Source organism: Paenibacillus uliginis N3/975 (genome assembly GCF_900177425.1).
GTDB lineage: Bacteria > Bacillota > Bacilli > Paenibacillales > Paenibacillaceae > Paenibacillus_AQ > Paenibacillus_AQ uliginis.
Window position 1 is genome coordinate 1121515 of sequence record NZ_LT840184.1, and the last position, 22349, is coordinate 1143863.

A 22349-nucleotide genomic window follows, 5' to 3' on the forward strand; every position below is an offset into this window, starting at 1 on the left:
TGTGGATAATATACCATACCCGTTATAGAGAGGAAACAACATCAGCTATATTACTATGCCAACAATGAGGAAAATGGATTGACCTGTTTAAAAGATCATGATAAGATTTTGTCTAACAGTAAAATAAATTTTACCGGTAAATAATTGTGAGGTGATAAAGTGAAAATTACTGGTGTGTATAAAATCAAGACACATGAGCAGTTGAAAGCCATTGCCGACCCGCTTCGAACCAAAATATTGATGAATCTTGTTAAGAATGAGTATACCGGCCAACAGTTGGCAGAAATGTTGGGCATTACCCGTAACAATATATATTTTCACTTGAAAGAGCTGGAGAAGCATAATGTGATCCAAGTGGTCAGGAAAGAAGAGAAGAACGGAATCGTTCAGAAATATTATCGCGCTGTAGCAAGCCGCTTTATTCCGGACGAGCATCTGCTTCCAAGTGAAGATCTTATCGAAACGTCCAGGCAAGTGTTTATGGAAACATTAGAGGTCACACGAGCGAAGATTGTGAATGCGCCGGCGTCATCTTTTGCATTGAATTCTAGTAACGAAATGTTAAGAAAAAATATCGCATCAACGTATTCCTTACGTGGGAACGAAGAGAGCTTTACGGCTTTCATCGAGGACTTCAAAGTTCTGCTTGATAAGCATTTTGTGAAGTCAGCTCCTGAGGGTTCAGGTGAGAACACAGAGGATACAAGCTATTATTTGTCTTTAATCAGCTTTCAAGACGATGACGAAGACATCACAATTCAATAATGAAACGGTGGGGAATACCTATGAACAATGAGATTATTATTGATGATGCATGGTTCACTGTATCCAAAATTGACGATGACACGTTTGCGATAAGCGAGTTCGGCCATTGGGAGAAGGTCCATTCCTTCCTACTGATCGGAAAGGAAAGAGCGGCACTTATTGATACAGGACTCGGCATCGACCAGATGAAACGTATGACCGATCAGCTCACAGACTTACCAATCATCGTTCTAACCACGCATGTGCATGCAGATCATATCGGAAGCCACGACCAGTTCCAGCAGATTTACGTGCATGAAGCCGAAGAGGACTGGCTGGTAAACGGAATTAAGGGACTAGGGATTGATCAGATTCGGAAAGACATATCCAGGGATATTACAAGACCGGTTCCGGAAACGTTTAATCCGATGTCCTACAAGCCATATCAAGGCAAGCCAGCAGGATTGTTGCGTGACGGGGATGTGATCGAGCTTGGGGGACGAAGCCTGACGATTTACCATACGCCGGGTCATTCACCGGGCCATATCGCCTTGTTTGATACCGGCCGAGGCTTTCTGTTTACAGGAGATTTGCTGTACGACGAGACACCGGTATATGCATTTTATCCGACGACGGACCCTGTGGATCTTGTGAATTCGCTGGACAAAATCTCAAACATTTCCGGGGTAAAACAAATATTCGGCAGCCACAACAGTATCGGACTGGATCCGGATTGGCTCACAGTCGCTCAGCATGCGGTAAAGGATTTACGGGAAAAAGATCTCGTCCGCCATGGCACTGGTATACATACATATGAAGGATTACGTATTCAATTCTAATGCGTTTCTGCGAGGTTTATTTGATTTTTCCAACCTCTTCATCAATCTTCCAACCAGCCGCTGCTGAATAACGGAAGGTTACTTCATAAGTTTCGCTATCCTCATCACCGACATGAACTTTGAAACGGAATTGTTTCATTGTTTTTCCGTCAGCCTTGTTACGTTATTATTGATGGTTCATCTTATAGGTTGGTTCAGTTCGGAAGTCAGATGAAAGAGAGAGCCTGCTGTATCTATCGGATGGAACCGTGAGGAATTATGCTTCAACACTGTATGTCAAACTGGGCGTACGGAACAGGGAAGAAGCCGTAAAGAAAGCAAAAGAGGCTGGGCTCATGTGAGTCCAGCCTTACCTGTATGAATAGAACACCCTACCCTTTTGTTAGCTTCGATCTATATTTTTGCCGTAATAGATTTCGTCCATTTCGAGCTTCAGGCGTTCCGTAATTTCCTGCTGCTCTTGCGGAGACAGCTTATCCTTCGTGTAGCCGAACAGATAGTTATCAAGGTCAAACTGCTTTAGCTTGCACTTGGTGTGAAAAATGTTCTCCTGATAGACGTTGACATCAATCATGTCATACAGGTCTTGCACCTCGTCCGGAATATAGTTCTGGATGGAACTGATCTCATGATCGATGAACAGCTTGTGTCCGCTGATGTCCCGGGTAAAACCACGCGTCCGATAGTCAATCGTTATAATATCTGTATCAAAGGAATGGATGAGGTAATTCAGCGCCTTGAGCGGTGAAATCTCCCCACAGGTAGACACATCAATATCGGCACGGAAGGTGCTGATGCCTTCATCTGGATGATACTCGGGATAGGTGTGAACAGTAATATGGCTCTTGTCCAACTGGAGAACGACATTGTCAGGCAGCGGTCCGGGCGATTCATCGTATGATGCGTCTGGAACCTCAACGACAGGTCCCTCGGATACGAGCACGGTTACACTGGCCCCCTGCGGGACATAGTCCTGTTGGGCGATATTCAGCACATGGGCCCCGATAATATCGGACACGTTTTTTAATATTTTGGTGAGACGGTCGGCATTATACTGCTCATTGATATATTCAATGTACGCTTCGCGCTCTTTCTTGGTTTTCGTATAGCATATATCGTACATATTGAAACTGAGTGATTTCGTGAGATTATTGAATCCGTGGAGGGTGATACGCTGTTCCGGTTCTGGTTTCATATGCCATTTCCCCTTATGATCAAATATTGGATAATTCATGATACATCCTATCTTTTCCAACAGTGCACTTTCTTACTCTTGGAATGAAGAATACATATAGGGTCCCGTTATTCGCTGTAATCCAACAAAAGGCTGCCCTGCAGTGGAATTCACTGTAGAAGCAGCCTTTTTATCAAGTGTAGCTGTTATTATATTTACTTCAAAAAGGGCAGATCGTACTCAGACGTCCTTCGTTCCGGCGAGTGCGACGCCTTTAATAACGCTGGATTCCATAGAGTCAAAACCAACGTTCTGGGAGATGGACATTTGTAATCCGTCCTCTTCAAAGGTAAGAGCCATACTCAAACAAAATGGAGTCTCAACCAACTGATGTGTAAGCAGGAGCAGATTATCCTCTTTCCAGGTGGCACTTGCTGCCACAGTCTCCGTAACACCCCTCAACAAGGAGGTTGATCCTACATTCCAACCGTTAGATCCATACACAGTCTGATGCTCTCCGGCAGCGTTCTGAATGGTTACGGTAATACTGCCTGATTCTAAGGTGAAGGATAACGTGTTAAATCCAAGCTTATTCTCTTCTAACTGATAGGTCAAACCTGACCACTCCTGTGCAAGCGGAGATTCGCACTCATAAACAGGTGGTTCGAGTGACAGTGACTTTAGCTTATCCTGAAGAGCGTCTGAAGCCTCACTATCGGAATCGATAGGGGACACAGGCTGTTGAAAGGCAGGGAGCAGGACATCCCACACTACATTTAAAACACCATCCAACTGCATCGCACCGCTTGTAATCGCTATAACGGCATCGTACTGTGGCATGACGATGCAGAACTGGCCGAAAGCACCGTCTCCCCGGTACACGCCGTGGCGGCATCTCCAGAATTGATAACCGTATCCTTGGTTCCAGTCATTGTTCGGATCATCTCCGTTGGATATTTGTTTTGAAGTGGCTTCCTCTACCCAGGAAGCGGGAATGAGCTGTTTATCCTGCCACAGCCCCTTCTGAAGATACAATTGACCGAACTTGGCAATATCCTCGGTTTTAACGGAAAGCCCCCAGCCACCGCAATCAAAGCCGAGAGGGCACTTCTCCCAAGTGGCATTTTCAATGCCAAGCGGCTCCAGAATCCGTGGCTGCAGGAAATCCAGTAAGGATCCGCCTGTCAATTTTTGCAGGATAGCTCCTGCTATGTAAGTAGCACCACTGTTATACGTAAAATGGGTTCCCGGCGCGTGTTCTACCGGTGCATGCAGAAAGACTTTAATCCAGTTCTCACCATGCGTCCGGTTGAGCGAGGCGAGCGGGTCCTGATGATGGCCGGAGCCCATGATCAGGAGATGGCGAATTGACATCGCGGCAAGATGATCGCTGACCGTATCCGGTGTTTCGTCTGGGAAGAAGGAAATGACCTGATCGTCCAAAGAGAGCAGACCTTCATAGGCTGCAAGTCCGATGGCAGTAGAGGTGAAGCTTTTGCTGAGAGAGAACATTGTATGAGGCAAGTCTTTCCGGTAAGGTGCCCACCAGCCTTCCGCGATGACATGGCCGTGGCGCAGAGCCATAAAGCTGTGAAGCTCAATGCCGCGCTCCTGCACAGCGTCCAGAAACCGGGATAATGCGGCCGATGAAATCCCTTGCTGTTCCGGTGTGCTTCTCGGCAAAGAATAAGAATGGGTCATAAGATGATCGCTCCTTTTTAAGTAGGATGATTTCATGCTATCGCAGAAGGAAGCGCTTTACAATACATAAAAACACACGGGGTGTCTCAAAAGGGTCAGTTAACGTGGGAGCTCCTTAGTCTGTATTAAAACACTACGCGTACGAGCCATTCCGGCCACCTAAGTATGAATCCTCGGGCGGTTAGGTTCATCCGAAAAGGCTGTTATGCCATATGCGCTAAACCGAAGCATAAAGAAGACTACCCGATCAATCACTCCTTGGGCAGTCTTCTTTATGCTTAAAATCTAACTGTTCACATTCCTGTTCCCTAATACCGTCCGAATTCGCTCCGTTTTGTCAGCCTCACTGTGATATTCAAACAGCCCCAGGCGGTTACCCCAAGGATCGGCAAACGTTGCCCATCGGACGGTAACCTCTGTCCGGGAATGTATTTCAAAGTGCTCCACCTGCAGCTTTTGCACGATCCGCTCCCGCTCTTCATCTAAATCATTCACACCTAGGCGCAGAGGGCCGCATACAACAGCGGGAGTTCCCTCCGCAACCTGCAGCCAGCAGCCGGGAAGGAGCTCCCACTCGACAAAACCTTCATGCGGAACGCAATCTGGCGCCCGTCTTAGCAGTGTCTCATACCAAGCCTGTCCGTCTTTGATATCCGTTACCCGTACCTGAACCGTCATTTCATATATTATGGAATTAAGTCTCCTTGAATTCCAGTAGTTCAATTACATTGCCAAACGGGTCCTTAATTGCGCTATAAGTGCCGGGAGGGCAAAACTGCGGTGTATCAAAGATAACTTCAATTCCTTTTTCCTGAAAATCAGTGATAGAAGCCTTCAGATCCTGTGTCTGAATCCCTAACACAACTTGAGCTTCGCGGGGATAATCTACCGCAGTAACGTTGTCGACCTTGTTCAGGATGACAGGTACAGCTTCATGTTTCAGACCGACAATACATTCATCGTCGTATACCTTGGATATTTCGAAACCGAGTATCTCGCAATAAAAGGATATGGCCTCTTTCATATCAGTGACATTAATAGAAATGACACAAATATTCTGCATCGTAAAGTTCCTCCTTATTGGTAGCAAAGTATGCCCTTGTCGGATCAGCAGGCGCAAACCATTGGGTTATGCGATCAGCCTCAAGACTACTTATCTAGTGAGAGTATACCTTGAAGAGAGGGCGGAAAATTCTTCTACTTTGCGCTATTTCGTTTTTCGTTTGTTTTTTTCAAATAATAGAAGAGGGAGATTGACAACAATCGGAGGATCAAAGGGGAGAGGTTCCCTAAGCGTAAGTTGCAGGTTCATATCTGTTGTCTCGTCAACCAAAATGGAAGTTTCATATTTTCCCCGAAGAGAGCAGTCCAGCAAAAAATAATCCCTCGGATTCAGGCTCCAGGGGATTCCGGCAGCTAGCAGATAATAAGTTCCATGTGGGATACCGGAGAACTGGCATGTCCTGTTCCGAAGGTTCAGAGCCGTTCCAGCGATCGGTTTCTGATCAGGAACAGGCCGTGGGAACAGACCGACAAAGATTAACCCGCGAAAGGATTCCGGCGCTTTTATGTGACACTCTATGCGGGGGAGCAGGCTTTCCTGCTCTTGAGGTAATGACAGAGGTGTGGATTCATATTGACTTACATAGCTGTGAAGCGATTCAGAGGAGGAACGAAAGCGTTTGGGCGACAGGCCTACAAACTGCTTGAATCTCGTATGAAATGATCCCATGCTGCTAAAACCGATAGAATAAAGTATTTTTACAAGCAAAGAAGGCTCTTTTAACAGATGGGACTTGCCGGACTCGATCCGCAGTGCCGAGAGGTACTGGCGGATCGTGATCCCTGTGACAGATTTGAATACTCTTGTAAAATGGTAAGGGCTGTACCCGACAAAATCGGCAAGCTGCCGTGAAGTGATATCTTCGTTCAACCGGTCTTTCATGTACAATATAGCTTTCTCTACCGCTTCCGTATGGCTCTCGTTCATGGATGACTTTTCCGGAACGGGTTCATGAATGATTTGGGAATGCTGCTCTCAAACCGCATAAGCTGACCGTCTGTTGGGTGGATAAAGGCGAGCACCTTAGCATGAAGACCGAGTCTGCCGAGGATTTTGGCTTTCGAGCCATATTTCTTGTCGCCTACAACGGGATGTCCAATGTCTTCCATATGTACGCGAATTTGATTTTTGCGACCAGTTTCCAGATTGACCTCCAGCAGTGAGAAATTGCGGTTGGACTCAATCGTTTTATAGTGGGTTACCGCATGTTGACCGTCATTCGGATAATGAGAGGAATACATTTTCAGGGTGCTGCTTTCTTTAAGCCATGACGTGATTGTACCCTCGGGCTTTTTGACAGCTCCTTCAACCAGAGCTACATAGGTACGCTCTTTTACGGTGTCCTGCCAGTTGTTCTGTAGGGCTTGCTGTACGTTCTCGCTTTTGGCGAACATCATCACACCAGAAGTGTCACGGTCCAGACGGTGAACGACAAAGATCCGTTCATTTGGATTTTGGCTGCGCACATGGGCTGTCAGCTGACGATAAGCTGTCATCTCATTCTCTTTAGGGGAAGCAACCGACAGGAGGCCGGCATCCTTCTGGATAACAATAACATCATCATCTTCATGTAAAATAGACAGTCCGACAAGCGCCGGCTTATCAGCCGCTTTATCTTTGCTCAGCATGATGGTCTGTCCGGGCTTAAGAGCATAGTTATACGCCGTGACAGCTTGTCCATCCACCATAACTTGTCCGCGTGCGAGAAGTGATTTGATCGAGTTACGGCTCATATTTGATATGCTGCTTAACAAAAAGGAAAGTAATTCCGCAGGTTCTTTGACGGTATACGTTTTCGCTGGAGCCGGTTTGGAGGTATTTTTGGCATTGCTTGTATTAAGAGTATGCTGACGGCCACCGGATTTTCGACCTTGATCCGATGAACTGCGCGGCTTGTTGGCCTGGTAGTCACTACCTCTTTCTGCCGGGGCTCCTGAACGTGTATTCTGTGGTTTATATGACTTCGTTTCCTTGGCGGGACGTCGTTTGTTATCCATGGTCATTCTCCATCCTGAAGTTGATTTCCAGTCAACTATACCATGCACCGGCGGGCAATTCCATGTATCGGCGTTATGTAGAACGGTTCTTGGTTGCCCATTGAACCAAACCCCGGTAAACTTAAAGGATAGAGATCGTTCTGTCGAAAGAGCCAAGAGGTTAGAGTTAGGAGTTTTTATATGTTAAATAGGGAACAGAGTCATCCGGAATCGATGAATATCAATAAAGCTCGGGAATATTTGCAGAAATACTACGGTTATCCCGATTTTCGTGAAGGACAGAAAAAGATCGTAGAGAGCCTCCTTGAGGGCTGTGATACGCTGGGGATTATGCCGACCGGCGGAGGGAAATCGATCTGTTACCAGATCCCGGCGTTGATGCGGCCGGGTATGACACTCGTGATCTCCCCCTTGATCTCGCTGATGAAGGATCAGGTGGATGCTTTGACAACAGCCGGTGTTTCAGCCGCTTATATCAATAGCACATTGAGCGGTAAGGAAGTGAACGAGCGGATCCGGCAAGCGAAGCGAGGAGAACTGAAGCTGCTGTATGTGGCTCCGGAGCGGTTGGAGTTGGATTGGTTCCGGGATGAGATGGCAGAGCTACAGATTTCCTGTGTTGCTGTCGATGAAGCACACTGTGTCTCCCAATGGGGACATGATTTCCGGACGAGCTACTTGTCAGTGGCTCCCTTCGTAAAGGGATTGCCGGTTCGCCCGATCTTGGCGGCCTTTACGGCCACAGCTACACCGGAAGTCATGGAAGATATGCAGCGGCTTCTCCGGTTGGAGGAACCGCAGGTGTTTGTTACGGGACTCGGCCGTGACAATTTGGAAATGTCTGTGCTTCGCGGTGAGAACAAGCGGGAATATGTACTTGATTATGCAGCATCGAATACGCACCAATCCGGCATCATATATGCGGCTACCCGCAAGGAAGTGGATGATTTATGCCAACGGCTGCAGCAGCAGGGCTTGTCCGCAGGACGTTACCATGCGGGGATGAGTGATGCGGAGCGCGCTTCCAGCCAAGAGGCTTTTTTGTACGACGATATCCGTGTTATTGTAGCGACCAATGCGTTTGGCATGGGGATCGATAAATCGAACGTACGCTATGTCATTCATTACAATATGCCGAAGAATATGGAGTCCTACGTTCAGGAAGCAGGTCGTGCAGGCCGTGACGGCGAACCGAGCCAGTGTATTTTGCTGTTTAGCGCGCAGGATATTATGACCCAGAAATTTCTGATTGAACAGAATCCCCAAGATTCCGAGCGCAAGCATAATGAATACCGGAAGTTGCAGCAGATGATTGACTATTGTTATACGACACGCTGCCTTCGCAGTGCTATGCTGGATTATTTCGGAGAGGCTCACGAGGATAAGCCGTGCAGTACGTGCAGCTCTTGTACAGATGATCGGGAACTGATCGATATAACGGTGGATGCCCAGAAGATTTTCTCTTGTATCCACCGGATGCGTGAGCGCTTTGGCGTTTCAATGGTAGCGTCAGTGCTGAAAGGCTCGCGTGCCAAAAAAGTGCTTGAATACGGCTTTGACCGTCTGCCCACCTACGGTGTCATGTCTAGCCGCACGGAGAAGGAAATATCGGAGACGATTAATGTGCTCATTTCTGAAGGCTTACTCGCTCTCTCAGAAGGACAATATCCGGTCGTGAAGCTGCAAAGTGCCGCAGCCGAGGTGCTTAGAGGACAGCGGGAAGTGATGCAGCGGGTTCCGCGGCCTACCAAGACATCCGCTGGGCAGCGCCGGAGCAGCAGTCGTGATTCTTCACCGTCAGCGGTTAATGAGACTGTATTCGAGCAACTGCGCCTCATCCGCCGTGAACTGGCCAGCCGTGAGCATGTGCCGTCCTATATTATTTTTAATGACGCGACCTTACGCGAGATGAGTGTGGTCTGTCCGCAGAGTGAGGATGAAATGCTTAAAGTCAAGGGAGTCGGTGAAGTGAAATTCCGCAAATACGGAAAGCCGTTCCTGGATTTTTTTCTTAATCAGTCGGGAAATTCAGACACAGAGTACGATCATTACCAGTATGAATAAACGGAATTTATGAAATAACGATATAAAAGGATTATCGGCACGATAAATACGGATATTGGAATAAATCAAGCGAAGGTCGTGAATCATGAAAGTCATTTTGTCCACTTTAAACGCCAAATACATCCACACATCCCTTGCTATCCGCTGTCTTAAGGCTTACAGCGAGAAGGACTTTGATATTGAGCTGACAGAGTATACGATCAAGGACCTGGTGATGAACATCGTCTCCGATCTGTTTCAGCGGAAGCCCAACGTTATTGGCTTTTCCTGTTATATATGGAATATCGAAGAGACGATTAAAGTCATTGATATTGTCAAAAAGGTTATGCCTGAGGTTACGATTATTTTGGGAGGACCGGAGGTTTCTTACGATACGACTTACTGGATGGAGCGACTGCATAACGTAGATTTCATCATTATGGGTGAGGGAGAGGAGACGCTGAATCACCTCTTGAAGGAGATCGAAGGCGACCGCAAATATCATTTTGTGTACGGAACCGCTTATCGTAAGAACGGTGAGGTGATCATTAATCCTCCGCGTCCGAAAAACGATCTGAACGATCTGCCGTCACCGCATCGGTTTGCGGAGGATATCCCTCATTTGGGCAAGCGGGTCGTCTACTTTGAGACAAGCCGAGGCTGTCCTTTTAACTGCCAGTTCTGTCTTTCGAGCATTGAGGTGGGCGTCCGTTATATTGATATTGAGCGTACGAAGTCCGATCTTTTATATCTCATTGATCATGGCGCCAAACTGATCAAGTTTGTGGACCGCACATTCAATATTAAAAGAGATTATGCTCTCGAAATGTTTCAATTCTTGATTGAGAATCATCGGGGCTGTGTATTCCAATTTGAAATTACGGCAGATATTATGCGACCCGAGGTGCTTGAATATTTGGCGGAAAATGCGCCTCCGGGCATCTTCCGGTTTGAGATCGGTGTGCAGTCCACGAATGACCCGACGAACCAGCTTGTAAAGCGCCGTCAAAATTTCTCGAAGCTATCTCGTACCGTCAGCATAATTAAGGCGAGTGGAAAGATTGACCAGCATTTGGACTTAATAGCGGGTCTGCCGCTCGAAGATTACGACACATTCCGCATGACGTTTAATGACGTATTCGCACTCGGACCGGAGGAGCTACAGCTCGGGTTCCTGAAAATGCTGCGAGGTACCGGAATGCGAATCGATGCACATAAATACAATTACACGTACATGGATCATGCGCCGTACGAAATTCTGGGCAGTGATGTTTTGCCATTCTCGGACATTGTCAGATTGAAGCGGCTGGAGGATGTGTTGGAAAAATACTGGAATGCACACCGCATGGACCATACGCTGAATTATTTAATGACACAAGAATTCCCGTCGCCTTTCGATTTCTTTCAGCAGTTCGGAGATTACTGGGAGGCCCAAGGCTGGCAAAAAATCGGTCATCAGCTGGAGGATCTGTTCACACGTTTGACAGCATTCCTCGAAAACCGGCAAACCCCGCATATGGAGATCATTACAGGGCTAATGAAATTCGATTATTTCCTGGGACATAAGTATAAACCGCGCAAAATTTGGTGGGATTTCGTTCAGGATAAGAACGAATGGTCTGCCCAATTGAAACAGGCTGTTGATCAACAAGGTGACTTCACGGGCGGCTTTGCCAAGCTTGGATTGGGTGAACGTGAATTGCAAAAGCATGCAATGATCGAGGTGCTTCCGTTTAATCTGGAAGAAGTTATTCATCATGGCGGCTCTGGGACTTCTGCCAACGGGGAAAGCGGACAAACTCCTTCCCGTACGATGCTGGTCGTGCTGTATCAGCAATCAGAGGATGGTCGTCCGTTATATTTTACAAAAGCTGTTTAAAAATCAACTTCATCCGGCAATCTAACGGATGGAGGAGTGATAAACATGATAGATGGCCAGGATCCTAAACACAAAGATGAACCGACCGTTGCAGAGGGTATGGAGGGCAATAACGAAATGTTGCGGGAAGAAGCAACCGAGGAAGAAGTTGAACATGGTGACTTTACCGAGGTTACTCTGCTGAGCATTGACCGAACTCCGGAAGATTAGAACATGTGGCGTAAGGCGCATCCCATGAGCATGGTGCTTAAGAAAAAAGAGTCAGAAATAGGCTGCCCGAGACTTAGTCCTGGGTGGCCTGTTTGTTGTTAAGAGATAAGAAAGTATAAACTTCGGAGTAAATTGCATCCTTATCCCGCAAGAAAAACTACCGCTAAGTGCGGTTTGTCTTCATTTGAGGTACGTTGATGGAGTTTTTCTTATGGTTTATATTATTCGCGTGCAGAACCCGTTTTTGTTGCGTAATATTTTCCCGAATATGCATCTTTCTGATATTGATAGTTTTAAAATTGATACCACAGCTCTATTGAGAGTTTTTTACATATAAAGTAGATTATGCTTAATGATATGGGACATGCAGTTGAATCTATAAACCTATAAATCCAAAAAAAAATCGAATTGAGAGATTTCTTAAATCCATTTGGGTAAGCGCTGTCATAGTTAGGCATTCCTTTAGTTTTGAAAGGAGCTGATGTCGTTTTACGTGGAGATGCAGAAATTTTACTGATCATTTTTATAGGAGGGATTAATTTATGAGAAAAGGTTTATTGGGAATGCTGGGCAAGCCGAGAAGAATTTTGCCGTTATTGGTCGTTGTAGCGTTGATTATGAGCTTGCTGCCGGTGGTAGCTTCTGCAGCCGACCGGGGCCCGTGGGCATCTAATGTATCCTATACCGTAGACGACACGGTCACGTATAGTGGAAATACCTATAAGACTATTCAATCTCACACTTCATTAACAGGATGGGAACCGCCTAACGTACCTGCGATGTGGCAGCTTGTTCAAGGTGGAGGCGAAGGCGGTAGTGATACCATAGCTCCGACAACTCCAGCGAATGTAACTGTAAGTGGAGTCACCTCTAATAGTGTAACGTTATCCTGGCTGGCGTCTACGGATAACGTAGGTGTGACAGGTTATGATGTGTATCAGGGTACATCGCTGGCTATATCAGTAATCGGTACTACAGCTACAATTACCGGACTTTCAGCCAGCACAACATACTCCTTTAAGGTTATTGCCAAAGATGGTGCAGGTAATCTCTCCCCGGCAAGTGAAACGGTGAATGCGACAACCGCAGGAGGGACAGGCGGGGGTGGTGGTCAGCTACCGAAGCATATACTGACAGGATACTGGCAGAACTTTATCAATGGCGCCAGCAACTTGAAAGTGAGAGATATACCAAACCAGTACGATATTATTGTATTGTCGTTTGCTGAAATGGATCCTGCTAATCCAGGCGGTGTCACTTTTAATGTAGATCCTTCATTGTCTACAGCTCTGGGAGGGTATTCGGATGCCGATCTGTTTTCGGATATTCAGGCTAAACGTGCACAAGGGAAGAAGGTCATTTTGTCCATTGGAGGAGAACTGGGCAATATTAATTTAAATAACGCTTCACCTAATGTGACGAATTTTGTGAATAGTATGTATGGTATCATTACTCAATTTGGTCTTGATGGTGTGGATATCGATCTGGAGCAAGGCATGAATGTACCTAATCTAACCAATGCGATTCGTCAGTTACAGCAAAAAGTCGGAAGTGATTTTATTCTGACGATGGCTCCTCAAACGATAGACATGCAGAATTCGACTACATCCTATATACAGCTTTATAACAACCTGAAGGATATTACAACCGTAATTAACGTGCAATATTACAACTCTGGATGTATGCTGGGTCGTGACGGAAAATGTTATACACAGGGTAGCGTGGATTTCTTGACTGCTCTTTCGGATTTGACATTGCAGTGGGTAGCACCTTCCCAATTAGGTATAGGTGTCCCCGCTACACCTTCAGCAGCAGGGGGAGGATATGTCTCTCCAACGGTCGTTAATAATGCGCTGAACTGTCTGGCGACCGGCAACAGCTGTGGAAGCTATAAGCCAGTTGCTAAGTACCCGGATATCCGGGGGGCAATGACATGGTCAATCAACTGGGATGCGACCACTAACTATAGTCTAGCCAACACGGTGAAGCCTTTCTTGATTACACTTCCTTGATCATAAAAGTGAAAGGTGAGTCCCAAATGTAGATGGTCACAATGCGAGCGAACGGCTAGAATTGGTCTAATAAATATTGAATGTACAAAAGAAACCTCCCCTTGATAATTTGGTAGCTCAATGCTTCCATTTACGAAGGGGAGTTTTTTAGTGGTCATGCACGCATCAGCGGAGAGGACGAAATGATTCCGGAAAAGCGAAGCGGTAAAAGCTTTCCAAAGGAAAGCTACTTCGGAAGCATATGCGCCTTTGTCCCCGAATTTCTTCCTTTAAGGAATAATTCAAGAAACTCGGGGGCAAGAGTTATCATGAACGAGACAGACTCCCCGTAATTGCAACATCTTAGGTTAATTTTGGGAATAATGGTGTAGTAGAAGCTAAACCAAAACCAAAATCAGAGCTAAATTGCAAAGGAGAGTCTGTACTATGAAGGATACCATAAAATACGTAGGATTAGACGTGTCGAAGGAAAATATTGCTGTATCTGTAGCTGCCCCAAGTAGAGAAGGTGCTCGGTATTTGGGCACGATTCCTCATAACGAGTATCACATCTTGAAAGTATTGAGAAAGTTTGGAGGAACGGATTCGTACGCGTAGCGTCGCATAACAGACAAACGGGGCGTCCCAGGTCAATCGACTTTTGGGACACCCCGATTTATTTTTTGAACCCAAAACCATGCGATGGAAGAATAATCCATGCTAAAATAAACTCCAGTACCAGACTGTTTAAATAGACAGCCCTGAAATGGAGCGTGACCAACCTGAAGATAAATGTAATTATTGCAGATGACAATTCGTTTATCCGGGAAGGGATGAGAATTATTCTGACATCCTTCCCGGAATTCGATGTTCTGGCAACGGTAGAGGACGGAGCTCAGGCAGTGGTGTTCTGTGAACAGAACGTAGTCGATGTGGCGCTGCTTGATGTACGGATGCCGAATATGAACGGGGTTGAAGCAACGCAGTTGTTGACGAGCCGTACGCAGACGAAGCCGTTGATCCTGACAACGTTTGATGATGATGAATATATCTTGAATGCTATTAAATATGGCGCTAAAGGATATCTGTTGAAAAATAACGATCCTGAGCTGATCCGAAGCGCGATTATAAGCGTACATAAAGGTCATAATGTACTGCAGGATGCAGTGCTGGAAAAGATTAAGTCCAACCTAACCACAGACAATGGCAAGGTTTCGAGCGCGGAGCGTGCGGTAGGATTCGATGCGTCTTCATATACCGAGCGGGAGATGAGTGTTATTGAATTGATCGCCAAAGGATTGTCAAACAAAGAAATTTCCAAGAGGCTGTTTATCTCGGAAGGGACAATCGCTAATTATGTGACCTCGATTCTCGGCAAGTCAGGTCTGGAACATCGAACGCAAATTGCAGTTTACTATCTTTCAGGGGAAATCGATTAAGTGGCTAAGCATATTGGATCCATCATGATGTGGGGGATCGGTTACAAGATCGTTCTTCTGATGTATGTGTTCGCGTCTGCCGTCACATCGAATATTTCTATTTCACCCTGGTTTATTTTATCAATATTGCTGTATCTAAGTTTAAATATCCTTCTGAATATTGTTCAACCTCATAGGGCCAAGCAGTCGCTGGCAGCGATGTCCATTTTTCTCGTGATTGTAAGCTCTCTCTATGTAGATCAGCAGTTGATCCTGTTATTACCGATGAGTTTCTATGAGGTTGTTAACGGTATCCGTATAAGGATACGTACATGGACGTCACTGGTATTAGTTCTGATTCCACTTGCTTTTATCGATAAGGACTTGCAGATCCTTTATGCTTGTCTGTCAATGACCAGTTTCATTTTGTACACAAGCATCAGAACCTCTAGGCACAGAATAGCTGCTTACCAGGACGATATGGAGCGTATGCGTGAAGATATTAAGCGGTTAACCAGAAGCCTGAATGACAATCGTGCATATCTTTTACAGTCTGAATATACCTCCAAGCTGGAGGAGCGTAATCGGATGTCTCAAGAAATTCACGATAAGATTGGGCACGCCATGACGGGTGCACTAATTCAAATGGAAGCGTCGAAGCGGATGCTTCAGGTTCATTCGGATCAAGCCGCAGAGCTACTGAATAATGCAATTCAAATATCTAAAGATGGGATCGAAGATATACGGCATGTATTAAAAGAGACCAAACCTCCACTCGAGCAGCTGGGCATTAACCGGTTGAAGCTACTCATTGATGCATTTTCCGTCACCCACTCGATTCAAACGGTTTTGACGTATAAGGGAAATGTTGATGCCATTACGCCGCTTCAGTGGAAGATTATTATGGAAAACACACAGGAAGCCATGACCAATGCGGTGAAATATTCAGAATGCAGTAAGTTGTCGATCGATATACTGGTCTTGGATACAGTCATTAAGGCTGAAGTAGCGGATAACGGAAATGGAGCGAAACAGGTGGTCAAAGGTCTCGGCATTCTGGGCATGGAGGAAAGAACAGCATCAGTCAGCGGAAGAATTATCGTTGACGGATCGAGAGGATTTTCTGTGACCACATTGCTACCGAAAACCTCTGTATGAGTTTTTAACAGTAAAAACATGAAATTCTCACATGAAAAGGATGAACTTGTGCACTATGACAGGTTCATCCTTTTCATTATGATTAATTTAGATAAAGAGGGAGGGACGTTGCCTTGGCGAATGTATCCATCGTTATGCAAAGTATTTTGATATTTTTATTTTCTATACTAAGTCTCCAGAAAATGTTCGGAGCAAAGCAGCAGATCGACATATTCTGGCGGTTAGACCTGCCACAATGGTTCCGAATAGTAACGGGAGTTGTACAGTGTATCGGTGCAATAGGACTTGTCATCGGATTCTGGATACCTTGGGCCGCAGCTGCAGCAGGGGTTTGGCTATTTATTACCATGGTCGGTGGCATGGCGGCTCATTTCAGGGTCAAAGATCCGATAGATAAGGTTGTGCCGGCTTTCGTGCTGGCGTTGATGGCGGCAGCGATTACAGCTATTAACTTAGCTGAGGGGTGGTAATATGAACGTTCTGGAAATTAGGAATTTAACTAAAGCGTTTGATGATTCTATAGCGGTAGACAATTTATCGATGGCCATACAGGAAGGTGAAATTTTCGGATTTCTTGGAGCGAACGGTGCCGGAAAAAGCACGGTGACCAACATGATCGCATCCTTGCTTCCCGCAACCAAGGGGAGCATTAAGATTATGGGGAAAAGCATTGAAACACAAAGTCATTTTGCGAAGAGAAACATCGGCATCGTTCCCCAAGAGATCGCCATTTATGAAAATATGACAGCTTTTGAAAATGTGCATTTTTTTGCAGGGCTATATGGCTTGCGAGGAGCAGAGCTGAAGGAACGAACGGAAGAAGCTCTTGCCTTTGTTGGACTCGCGGATAAGCACAAGAGCTACCCCAATAATTTCTCAGGCGGCATGAAGCGTAGACTTAACATCGCCTGTGCCATCGGACATAGGCCTAAGCTGCTCATTATGGATGAGCCTACGGTGGGTATTGATCCGCAGTCAAGAAATTATATTTTGAACTCCGTCCGGAAGCTTAACCAGATGGGTTGTACGATTATGTATACGAGCCATTACATGGAGGAGGTCGAGGAAATCTGCACCCGCGTGGCCATTATCGATCATGGGAAGATCATCGCGGAGGGGACGAAGGAGCAGTTGAAATCGATGATGACGAATACAAAAAATATCTGGATCAAGCTGTCGTCCATGGAGTCAGTGCCAATCGAGCGGATCAAAGCGGTGAAAGGTGTTAACACAGTCCAATTGGAAGAACATATTCTGAAAATCAATTCCTCTGCCGAGGTTAACAACCTGAACGATATCATTCATACGCTGGTCGAGAACGGGATTGAAATTCGCGCTCTAGAGTCACATGAGCCTAATTTGGAGACGATTTTTCTTACTTTAACTGGAAGGAATCTGCGGGATTGATCGCTCACCGCATAAGGAAGGGGGGGGCTTGTGAATATATTATTGATTGTCAGAAAAGAGCTGTTATCTTTCCGCGACATCCGTTTGACCATATTCTTACTCATATTGCCGAGCGTGCTTATTCTTCTATTGGGATCTGTGATGAATCATATGTTTAATCCCCGTGTGTCCATCCAAGATATAGATCTGCTCTACAAATATACAGCTTCATCAGATCTCTCAAGGGATAAGTGGAACGAGTTTACTCAAGGGTCGAAACAAAGCGGGATTTACTTCGAGGCTGCGACGGATGAAATGGACTGGAAGGATGAGGTCCAGAGTGGTAAGTATACAGGGTATGTTGAGATTAGTAATAACGGACTGCACTATGCCTTGAACAGTAGACAGAGCTTGGAAGGCAGCATCGTTCAGGACACACTAGCCGCGTTCGCCACGCATACCGGATTGTCTGCTGATATGACTAAGACGAATCTTGACCTGGAGGTCTTATCCGAAACCGGAAATAGCGACTTCATAAAGGAGCGGATCCTGAAGGCCCCGGCACAAACTGATGCGGTTCATTATTTTGCGATAGCTGTGATAACGACGATTATTATGTACACTGCATTAAGCGCGGGTAATCTGATGGAAGAAGAACGAAAGCGCAATACGATGATGCGGCTGATGGTTGCACCGGTATCAAGAACTGAGATCATGATCGGCAAAGTTGGAGGAGCTGCAGTACAGCAGGTTCTATCCATCCTTCTGGCTGTGCTTGTCAGCTCTGTTTTTTTTCGGGTCGATTGGGGAGGTGGGGATTTCGGGCTCGTGTTCCTGATCCTGCTTACTCATATCATCTTCGCTCTCAGTCTTGGAATTGGAATCAGCTATATCCTAAAGGGAGAGGCGTCCAAGACGGTCATTATGGTCATTTTACAGCTAGCGATGTTTTTTGGTGGCTCGTATTATCCTGTTGAGAACATGACCGGATTTATGAAAAACGTTTCTAATTTCTCACCTTTGCAATGGACAAATAAGGCGATAATCCAGATTGTCCATGGGAATGACACGGAGGCTGCTCTGGCTGCGATGGTGATGAACATCGGGTTGTCTGTATGCTTGCTGGGTGCAGCTGTACTGGTGCGTCAAACGATTTGGAGGGCTGCGAAGTGAAGGATATGCTTTGGCTGATGCGGAATATATGGCGCTCAACGATCCGCAGTAAAATTCTCCCGGTATATTTAATGCTACCGCTGCTGGGTGTTTTTTTATCGGCGTTAACATACAGCAGTGCGGAGGATGAGACTGTGCTACGGATTGGTGTTGCAAATCTGGATAAAACTCAGCTGGCCGAGGACGCCGTACAGTATTTGGATGGACTAAGCCATATTCAGGTCCAAATGGTTGATTTGTCTGCTTTAGATGGTGAGGTCGCATCTGGCCGACTTGAGGGGGGAGTGATCTTTGAGCAGGGATTTTCCGAAGGAGTACATTCCGGTAAACCGGGCGGACTGCAGATGGTGTCCGTTGATGGAGAACAGGCAACGAGACATATAAAAGGACTTCTTGCCGGATATGTGAATGATCTCGATGCCATAGCGCGTATCGCAAAAGGTGATGAAACTGTTTTTGCTGAGTTGTACAACCAGGCTCGCAGTAAATCCGTGTCATTATCGGGTGAAATGGTGGATGATATTTCTGCTGATCAGCAAAAGAGCAGGCAGTCGATCGGCTATCTCATCACTCTCATGCTGTTTTTTGCAATGTCTTTAGCCGGAAACATTCTCCGCGAAAAAGAGAACCGGACCTATTTCAGGGTGCTGACTGCACCAATAACATCTAGGTCCTATTATGTTTCGAATATGGTGGTTCATTTGTTCGTCATGGCGGTGCAGGTCATCGTCACATTACTGGTGATGAGGTTTGCTTTTCGGATCGATGGCGGTTTACCGCTCTGGCAGATGTTTGTGCTACTGGTGATTTTTGCTCTGGTGGCAATCAGTATATCGATGGTCATCGTTGCATCTGCTCGGAGTACGGCACTCGCAACAGCTGTACAATCTCTGCTGATCGTTCCTACCAGTCTTATGGCTGGCTGTTTACTTCCAATCGAGACAATGCCGGCCTGGATTCAGAAAACGGCTTCTTTTTTGCCACAGCGGTGGCTGCTCGACACGCTTCATTCGCTGCAGCAGAACGGCATATCGAAAGATGTATATCTGAACATTTCGATTCTGTTAGCGTTCACCGTCACATTTTCATTGCTGGCGGTCTATATGTTTGAAAGGAACGAGGATACGCGGGTATTTGTGTAGATGATTATATGAAGTTATCCAAGTGCCTGTAGAAGCGTTTCAGACATAACAATAAGCGGCTGCGACCCAAATGCGTCACAGCCGCTTATTTTGTGTTGAAATTCAATATAACGATGAGCCTATGGTAGGTGCAAAAAACAGCGAAAATTAGGTAACAGGGTTAAGAAATATGCTTATCATTCAAAATTCCCTTGGTGCTTAACTTCGAACATTCACGGAACGCATACTGGGTGCACCCCAGGCATTTGTTATATTGAATATTTTCCAAAGCGTAATTTAATGCTTCTCCCGTGTGTTCGAAGAAGCGATCCTCACCAATCATGGAATAGCATCCAGTCTTCACAAGCAGTTTCTTGGGCTGCGGACGTATCCCGGAGATGATGACGACGACCCCACGTTCCATTAGGCGATTGATCAGTCTGGAAAAATTGGATTCGCCGGTCGTATCCATAAACGGTACTTTGCCCATGCGAAGCAGAACGACTCGAAGATCGGGGGCTGCCAAAAGCTTCTGTCCGAAGCTCTCAAAAGTGTAGGAAGCGCCGAAGAATAAAGTGCCCTCGACATTATATATGCCAATTTGTGGACAGTCACGATCTTCGGTTACCATATGCGGTTGCACCTTTTCTTTATTGGAGGAGTGGTCCGGCAATACTTTATTTACCGCTAGCATGCTGCTCATTCGTTTGATGAACAAAATAACAGCCAAAGCCAGCCCAGCCTGAACGGCTACCGTTAGTGTAGTAAACACCGTCAGCAGGAAAGTAACAAGCAGGATAAGCGAGTCTGTGGTCCGTGTTCTGAGCATATGAGTAAAAGTTTTATATTCACTCATATTCCAGGCTACAACCATTAAAATCGGGGCCATACTTGCCAGCGGAATATTGGAGGCATAAGGGGCGAACAGGACAACAATCATCAAGACTACGACACCATGAATAATTCCTGAAATTGGAGATACTGCGCCACTTTTAATGTTCGTTGCTGTACGTGCAATGGCGCCCGTAGCTGGAATTCCACCGAACAGAGGGGTCGCCATGTTGGCCACGCCCTGTCCGATTAGTTCTCGGTTGCTGTTATGCCTAGTACCCGTTATTTCATCAGCTACAACAGCCGACAGCAGCGATTCAATACTTCCAAGCATAGCGATAATTAGAGCAGGCTGAAGCATCATAACGACGCGATCCCAGGTTAGTTCCAGGGGTGCAAATTGGGGCAGACCTCCAGGAATGATTCCATAAGCGGACCCTATTGTCGTTACTTTGCCTGGGAACAGCAAGGCAGCAATCAAAGTGGAAACGATGATACCTACGAGCGAGCCTGGAACTTTAGGCAAATACTTAGGAGTTATAATTAGTGTGGTGAGGCAGATAGCTGCGATTAGCACACTGTACAGATTCATTGAGGAAATCCGTAAGACGATCTCTTTCATGTTATAAAAGAAGTATTCATGGCGCTCTACGCCTTGCAGTCCAAGGAAATTAGATATTTGCCCACTGAAAATAATGACGGCAATCCCTGATGTAAATCCAACGGTTACTGGCTTGGGAATGAATCTGATCAGGGAACCCAGACGAAGAAGCCCCATAAGCACGAGGAATATTCCCGCTAGAAATCCGGCGATCAGCAAGTTCTCATAACCATACTGAATGACAATAGCGAGCAAAATCGGAATAAAAGCCCCGGTTGGTCCGCCGATCTGAAATCTTGAGCCGCCGAGCAGGGAGATCAGTATGCCTGCAATAATCGTTGTATACAGCCCGTACTCCGGCTTTACCCCTGAAGCTATGGCAAAAGCCATCCCTAAAGGAATGGCGACAATCCCCACGATACAGCCAGATATCAAATCCTTGCGAAAAGCACTTGCCGAGTAACCACTAAATTGACCCGTCCATTTCATTTGTTCTACCCTTCTTCTCTTATATTTCATTGCCCTGTAACTTCAATAAACCCCGCCGTCAGGCGGGGAAATTACAGTCAACTCAGCTTGTTAAGTTAATAGCTCATTTTAGCTAAATAGTCTGTTTCATCATTCCTATCATTGCTTGCTGATATCCTCTAAGAGTGAAATCGACTCCACCAAATGATTGTTAAAAATTTGCCGGGCTACTCCGAGCAGATCGCTGATCAGCGGATCTCGAAGTGAATAGATCACCGTTGTTCCTTCCTTCACGCTGTTAACCAAATTTTTAGCGCGTAGTACAGCAAGCTGTTGGGATACGGCTGAGCCCTCCGATCCTAGCATTACCTGAAGCTCATTAACATTTCGCTCCCCCTGGCTCAAGATTTCCAGGATACGGATTCTCATTGGATGAGCGAGTGCTTTGAAAAAATCGGCTTTAAACTGTTGAATGTTTCGGTCCATCGCAGTTATCTCCTTGATTTACTATATTCATATATCTGAACTTTTGAATATTTGAGTCGGCAATTA

22 protein-coding genes and 1 pseudogene are annotated in these 22349 nt (G+C 46.0%); 14 read left to right on the forward strand and 9 right to left on the reverse strand.

Annotated features, from left to right (window positions below; all coding sequences use genetic code 11):
* Positions 1 to 159: 159 nt before the first annotated feature.
* Entirely contained in the window at positions 160 to 765 is a 606-nt protein-coding gene (locus B9N86_RS05265; RefSeq protein WP_244562954.1) for an ArsR/SmtB family transcription factor, read from the forward strand.
* A gap of 20 nt (positions 766 to 785) precedes the next feature.
* Complete coding sequence (locus B9N86_RS05270; protein ID WP_208918083.1) at positions 786 to 1583, forward strand: MBL fold metallo-hydrolase; 798 nt, start codon at positions 786 to 788, stop codon at positions 1581 to 1583.
* A gap of 16 nt (positions 1584 to 1599) precedes the next feature.
* On the opposite strand, the gene B9N86_RS30565 is transcribed toward B9N86_RS05270, so the two are convergent.
* Positions 1600 to 1722: a hypothetical protein gene (locus B9N86_RS30565; RefSeq protein WP_280174968.1), complete on the reverse strand. Its 123-nt coding sequence runs from the start codon at positions 1720 to 1722 to the stop codon at positions 1600 to 1602.
* An 82-nt stretch (positions 1723 to 1804) separates the two neighbouring features.
* Between B9N86_RS30565 and B9N86_RS30130 the strand changes: the two are divergent.
* Positions 1805 to 1924 (forward strand): annotated as a pseudogene (locus B9N86_RS30130) (LuxR C-terminal-related transcriptional regulator); the annotation flags it as partial.
* Between the two features lie 41 nt (positions 1925 to 1965).
* Here B9N86_RS30130 and speD read toward each other — a convergent pair.
* The 6 genes from speD to B9N86_RS05300 all read right to left on the reverse strand — a co-directional run bounded on the left by speD (position 1966) and on the right by B9N86_RS05300 (position 7518).
* Positions 1966 to 2778 (reverse strand): adenosylmethionine decarboxylase, encoded by an 813-nt coding sequence (gene speD, locus B9N86_RS05275; RefSeq protein WP_208918084.1) that lies wholly within the window; start codon positions 2776 to 2778, stop codon positions 1966 to 1968.
* Between the two features lie 219 nt (positions 2779 to 2997).
* Positions 2998 to 4458, reverse strand: a complete 1461-nt coding sequence (locus tag B9N86_RS05280; RefSeq protein WP_208918085.1) for a serine hydrolase domain-containing protein — start codon at positions 4456 to 4458, stop codon at positions 2998 to 3000.
* A 285-nt stretch (positions 4459 to 4743) separates the two neighbouring features.
* Positions 4744 to 5148, reverse strand: a complete 405-nt coding sequence (locus tag B9N86_RS05285; RefSeq protein ID WP_208920105.1) for a VOC family protein — start codon at positions 5146 to 5148, stop codon at positions 4744 to 4746.
* Between the two features lie 4 nt (positions 5149 to 5152).
* Entirely contained in the window at positions 5153 to 5521 is a 369-nt protein-coding gene (locus B9N86_RS05290; protein WP_208918086.1) for a VOC family protein, read from the reverse strand.
* A gap of 144 nt (positions 5522 to 5665) precedes the next feature.
* Positions 5666 to 6448, reverse strand: a complete 783-nt coding sequence (locus B9N86_RS05295) for a helix-turn-helix domain-containing protein (RefSeq protein ID WP_208918087.1) — start codon at positions 6446 to 6448, stop codon at positions 5666 to 5668.
* Positions 6445 to 7518, reverse strand: coding sequence for an RluA family pseudouridine synthase (locus B9N86_RS05300; RefSeq protein ID WP_208918088.1), 1074 nt, complete (start codon positions 7516 to 7518; stop codon positions 6445 to 6447). Before B9N86_RS05300 ends, B9N86_RS05295 begins: the two co-directional genes overlap by 4 nt.
* 180 nt (positions 7519 to 7698) lie before the next feature.
* Between B9N86_RS05300 and recQ the strand changes: the two genes are divergently transcribed.
* The 11 genes from recQ (at position 7699) to B9N86_RS05355 (ending at position 19918) form a co-directional block, all read left to right on the forward strand.
* Positions 7699 to 9582: a DNA helicase RecQ gene (gene recQ, locus B9N86_RS05305; RefSeq protein WP_208918089.1), complete on the forward strand. Its 1884-nt coding sequence runs from the start codon at positions 7699 to 7701 to the stop codon at positions 9580 to 9582.
* A gap of 85 nt (positions 9583 to 9667) precedes the next feature.
* Entirely contained in the window at positions 9668 to 11440 is a 1773-nt protein-coding gene (locus B9N86_RS05310; protein ID WP_208918090.1) for a B12-binding domain-containing radical SAM protein, read from the forward strand.
* A gap of 45 nt (positions 11441 to 11485) precedes the next feature.
* Positions 11486 to 11650, forward strand: a complete 165-nt coding sequence (locus tag B9N86_RS05315; protein ID WP_208918091.1) for a hypothetical protein — start codon at positions 11486 to 11488, stop codon at positions 11648 to 11650.
* A 542-nt stretch (positions 11651 to 12192) separates the two neighbouring features.
* A complete protein-coding gene (locus tag B9N86_RS05320) occupies positions 12193 to 13662 on the forward strand; it encodes a chitinase (protein ID WP_208918092.1) in 1470 nt (489 codons plus the stop codon).
* 426 nt (positions 13663 to 14088) lie between these two features.
* Positions 14089 to 14259, forward strand: coding sequence for a hypothetical protein (locus B9N86_RS05325; RefSeq protein ID WP_208918093.1), 171 nt, complete (start codon positions 14089 to 14091; stop codon positions 14257 to 14259).
* Positions 14260 to 14414: 155 nt separating this feature from the next.
* Positions 14415 to 15080 (forward strand): response regulator, encoded by a 666-nt coding sequence (locus tag B9N86_RS05330; protein WP_280174969.1) that lies wholly within the window; start codon positions 14415 to 14417, stop codon positions 15078 to 15080.
* Positions 15081 to 16217 (forward strand): sensor histidine kinase, encoded by a 1137-nt coding sequence (locus B9N86_RS05335; protein WP_244562955.1) that lies wholly within the window; start codon positions 15081 to 15083, stop codon positions 16215 to 16217.
* A 113-nt stretch (positions 16218 to 16330) separates the two neighbouring features.
* Entirely contained in the window at positions 16331 to 16687 is a 357-nt protein-coding gene (locus B9N86_RS05340; protein ID WP_208918094.1) for a DoxX family protein, read from the forward strand.
* Between the two features lies 1 nt (position 16688).
* Positions 16689 to 17624 (forward strand): ABC transporter ATP-binding protein, encoded by a 936-nt coding sequence (locus B9N86_RS05345; RefSeq protein ID WP_208918095.1) that lies wholly within the window; start codon positions 16689 to 16691, stop codon positions 17622 to 17624.
* A 30-nt stretch (positions 17625 to 17654) separates the two neighbouring features.
* Entirely contained in the window at positions 17655 to 18776 is a 1122-nt protein-coding gene (locus B9N86_RS05350; RefSeq protein WP_208918096.1) for an ABC transporter permease, read from the forward strand.
* Between the two features lie 5 nt (positions 18777 to 18781).
* Positions 18782 to 19918: an ABC transporter permease gene (locus B9N86_RS05355; protein WP_244563119.1), complete on the forward strand. Its 1137-nt coding sequence runs from the start codon at positions 18782 to 18784 to the stop codon at positions 19916 to 19918.
* Between the two features lie 160 nt (positions 19919 to 20078).
* Here B9N86_RS05355 and B9N86_RS05360 read toward each other — a convergent pair whose 3' ends face one another.
* On the reverse strand, positions 20079 to 21818 hold the full coding sequence (locus B9N86_RS05360; RefSeq protein ID WP_208918098.1) for a SulP family inorganic anion transporter: 1740 nt from the start codon (positions 21816 to 21818) through the stop codon (positions 20079 to 20081).
* Between the two features lie 138 nt (positions 21819 to 21956).
* Entirely contained in the window at positions 21957 to 22283 is a 327-nt protein-coding gene (locus B9N86_RS05365; RefSeq protein WP_208918099.1) for an ArsR/SmtB family transcription factor, read from the reverse strand.
* Between the last annotated feature and the right edge of the window lie 66 nt (positions 22284 to 22349).

What these genes read in the sequence shown, in the direction of transcription:
- B9N86_RS05310 (WP_208918090.1), top strand. Translation starts at nt 9,668, where the DNA reads ATGAAAGTCATTTTGTCCACTTTAAACGCCAAATACATCCACACATCC.
- B9N86_RS05290 (WP_208918086.1), bottom strand. Translation starts at nt 5,521, where the DNA reads ATGCAGAATATTTGTGTCATTTCTATTAATGTCACTGATATGAAAGAG.
- B9N86_RS05355 (WP_244563119.1), top strand. Translation starts at nt 18,782, where the DNA reads ATGCTTTGGCTGATGCGGAATATATGGCGCTCAACGATCCGCAGTAAA.
- B9N86_RS05270 (WP_208918083.1), top strand. Translation starts at nt 786, where the DNA reads ATGAACAATGAGATTATTATTGATGATGCATGGTTCACTGTATCCAAA.
- B9N86_RS05345 (WP_208918095.1), top strand. Translation starts at nt 16,689, where the DNA reads ATGAACGTTCTGGAAATTAGGAATTTAACTAAAGCGTTTGATGATTCT.
- recQ (WP_208918089.1), top strand. Translation starts at nt 7,699, where the DNA reads ATGTTAAATAGGGAACAGAGTCATCCGGAATCGATGAATATCAATAAA.
- B9N86_RS05315 (WP_208918091.1), top strand. Translation starts at nt 11,486, where the DNA reads ATGATAGATGGCCAGGATCCTAAACACAAAGATGAACCGACCGTTGCA.
- speD (WP_208918084.1), bottom strand. Translation starts at nt 2,778, where the DNA reads ATGAAACCAGAACCGGAACAGCGTATCACCCTCCACGGATTCAATAAT.
- B9N86_RS30565 (WP_280174968.1), bottom strand. Translation starts at nt 1,722, where the DNA reads ATGAAACAATTCCGTTTCAAAGTTCATGTCGGTGATGAGGATAGCGAA.
- B9N86_RS05365 (WP_208918099.1), bottom strand. Translation starts at nt 22,283, where the DNA reads ATGGACCGAAACATTCAACAGTTTAAAGCCGATTTTTTCAAAGCACTC.
- B9N86_RS05300 (WP_208918088.1), bottom strand. Translation starts at nt 7,518, where the DNA reads ATGGATAACAAACGACGTCCCGCCAAGGAAACGAAGTCATATAAACCA.
- B9N86_RS05360 (WP_208918098.1), bottom strand. Translation starts at nt 21,818, where the DNA reads ATGAAATGGACGGGTCAATTTAGTGGTTACTCGGCAAGTGCTTTTCGC.
- B9N86_RS05280 (WP_208918085.1), bottom strand. Translation starts at nt 4,458, where the DNA reads ATGACCCATTCTTATTCTTTGCCGAGAAGCACACCGGAACAGCAAGGG.
- B9N86_RS05325 (WP_208918093.1), top strand. Translation starts at nt 14,089, where the DNA reads ATGAAGGATACCATAAAATACGTAGGATTAGACGTGTCGAAGGAAAAT.
- B9N86_RS05295 (WP_208918087.1), bottom strand. Translation starts at nt 6,448, where the DNA reads ATGAACGAGAGCCATACGGAAGCGGTAGAGAAAGCTATATTGTACATG.
- B9N86_RS05320 (WP_208918092.1), top strand. Translation starts at nt 12,193, where the DNA reads ATGAGAAAAGGTTTATTGGGAATGCTGGGCAAGCCGAGAAGAATTTTG.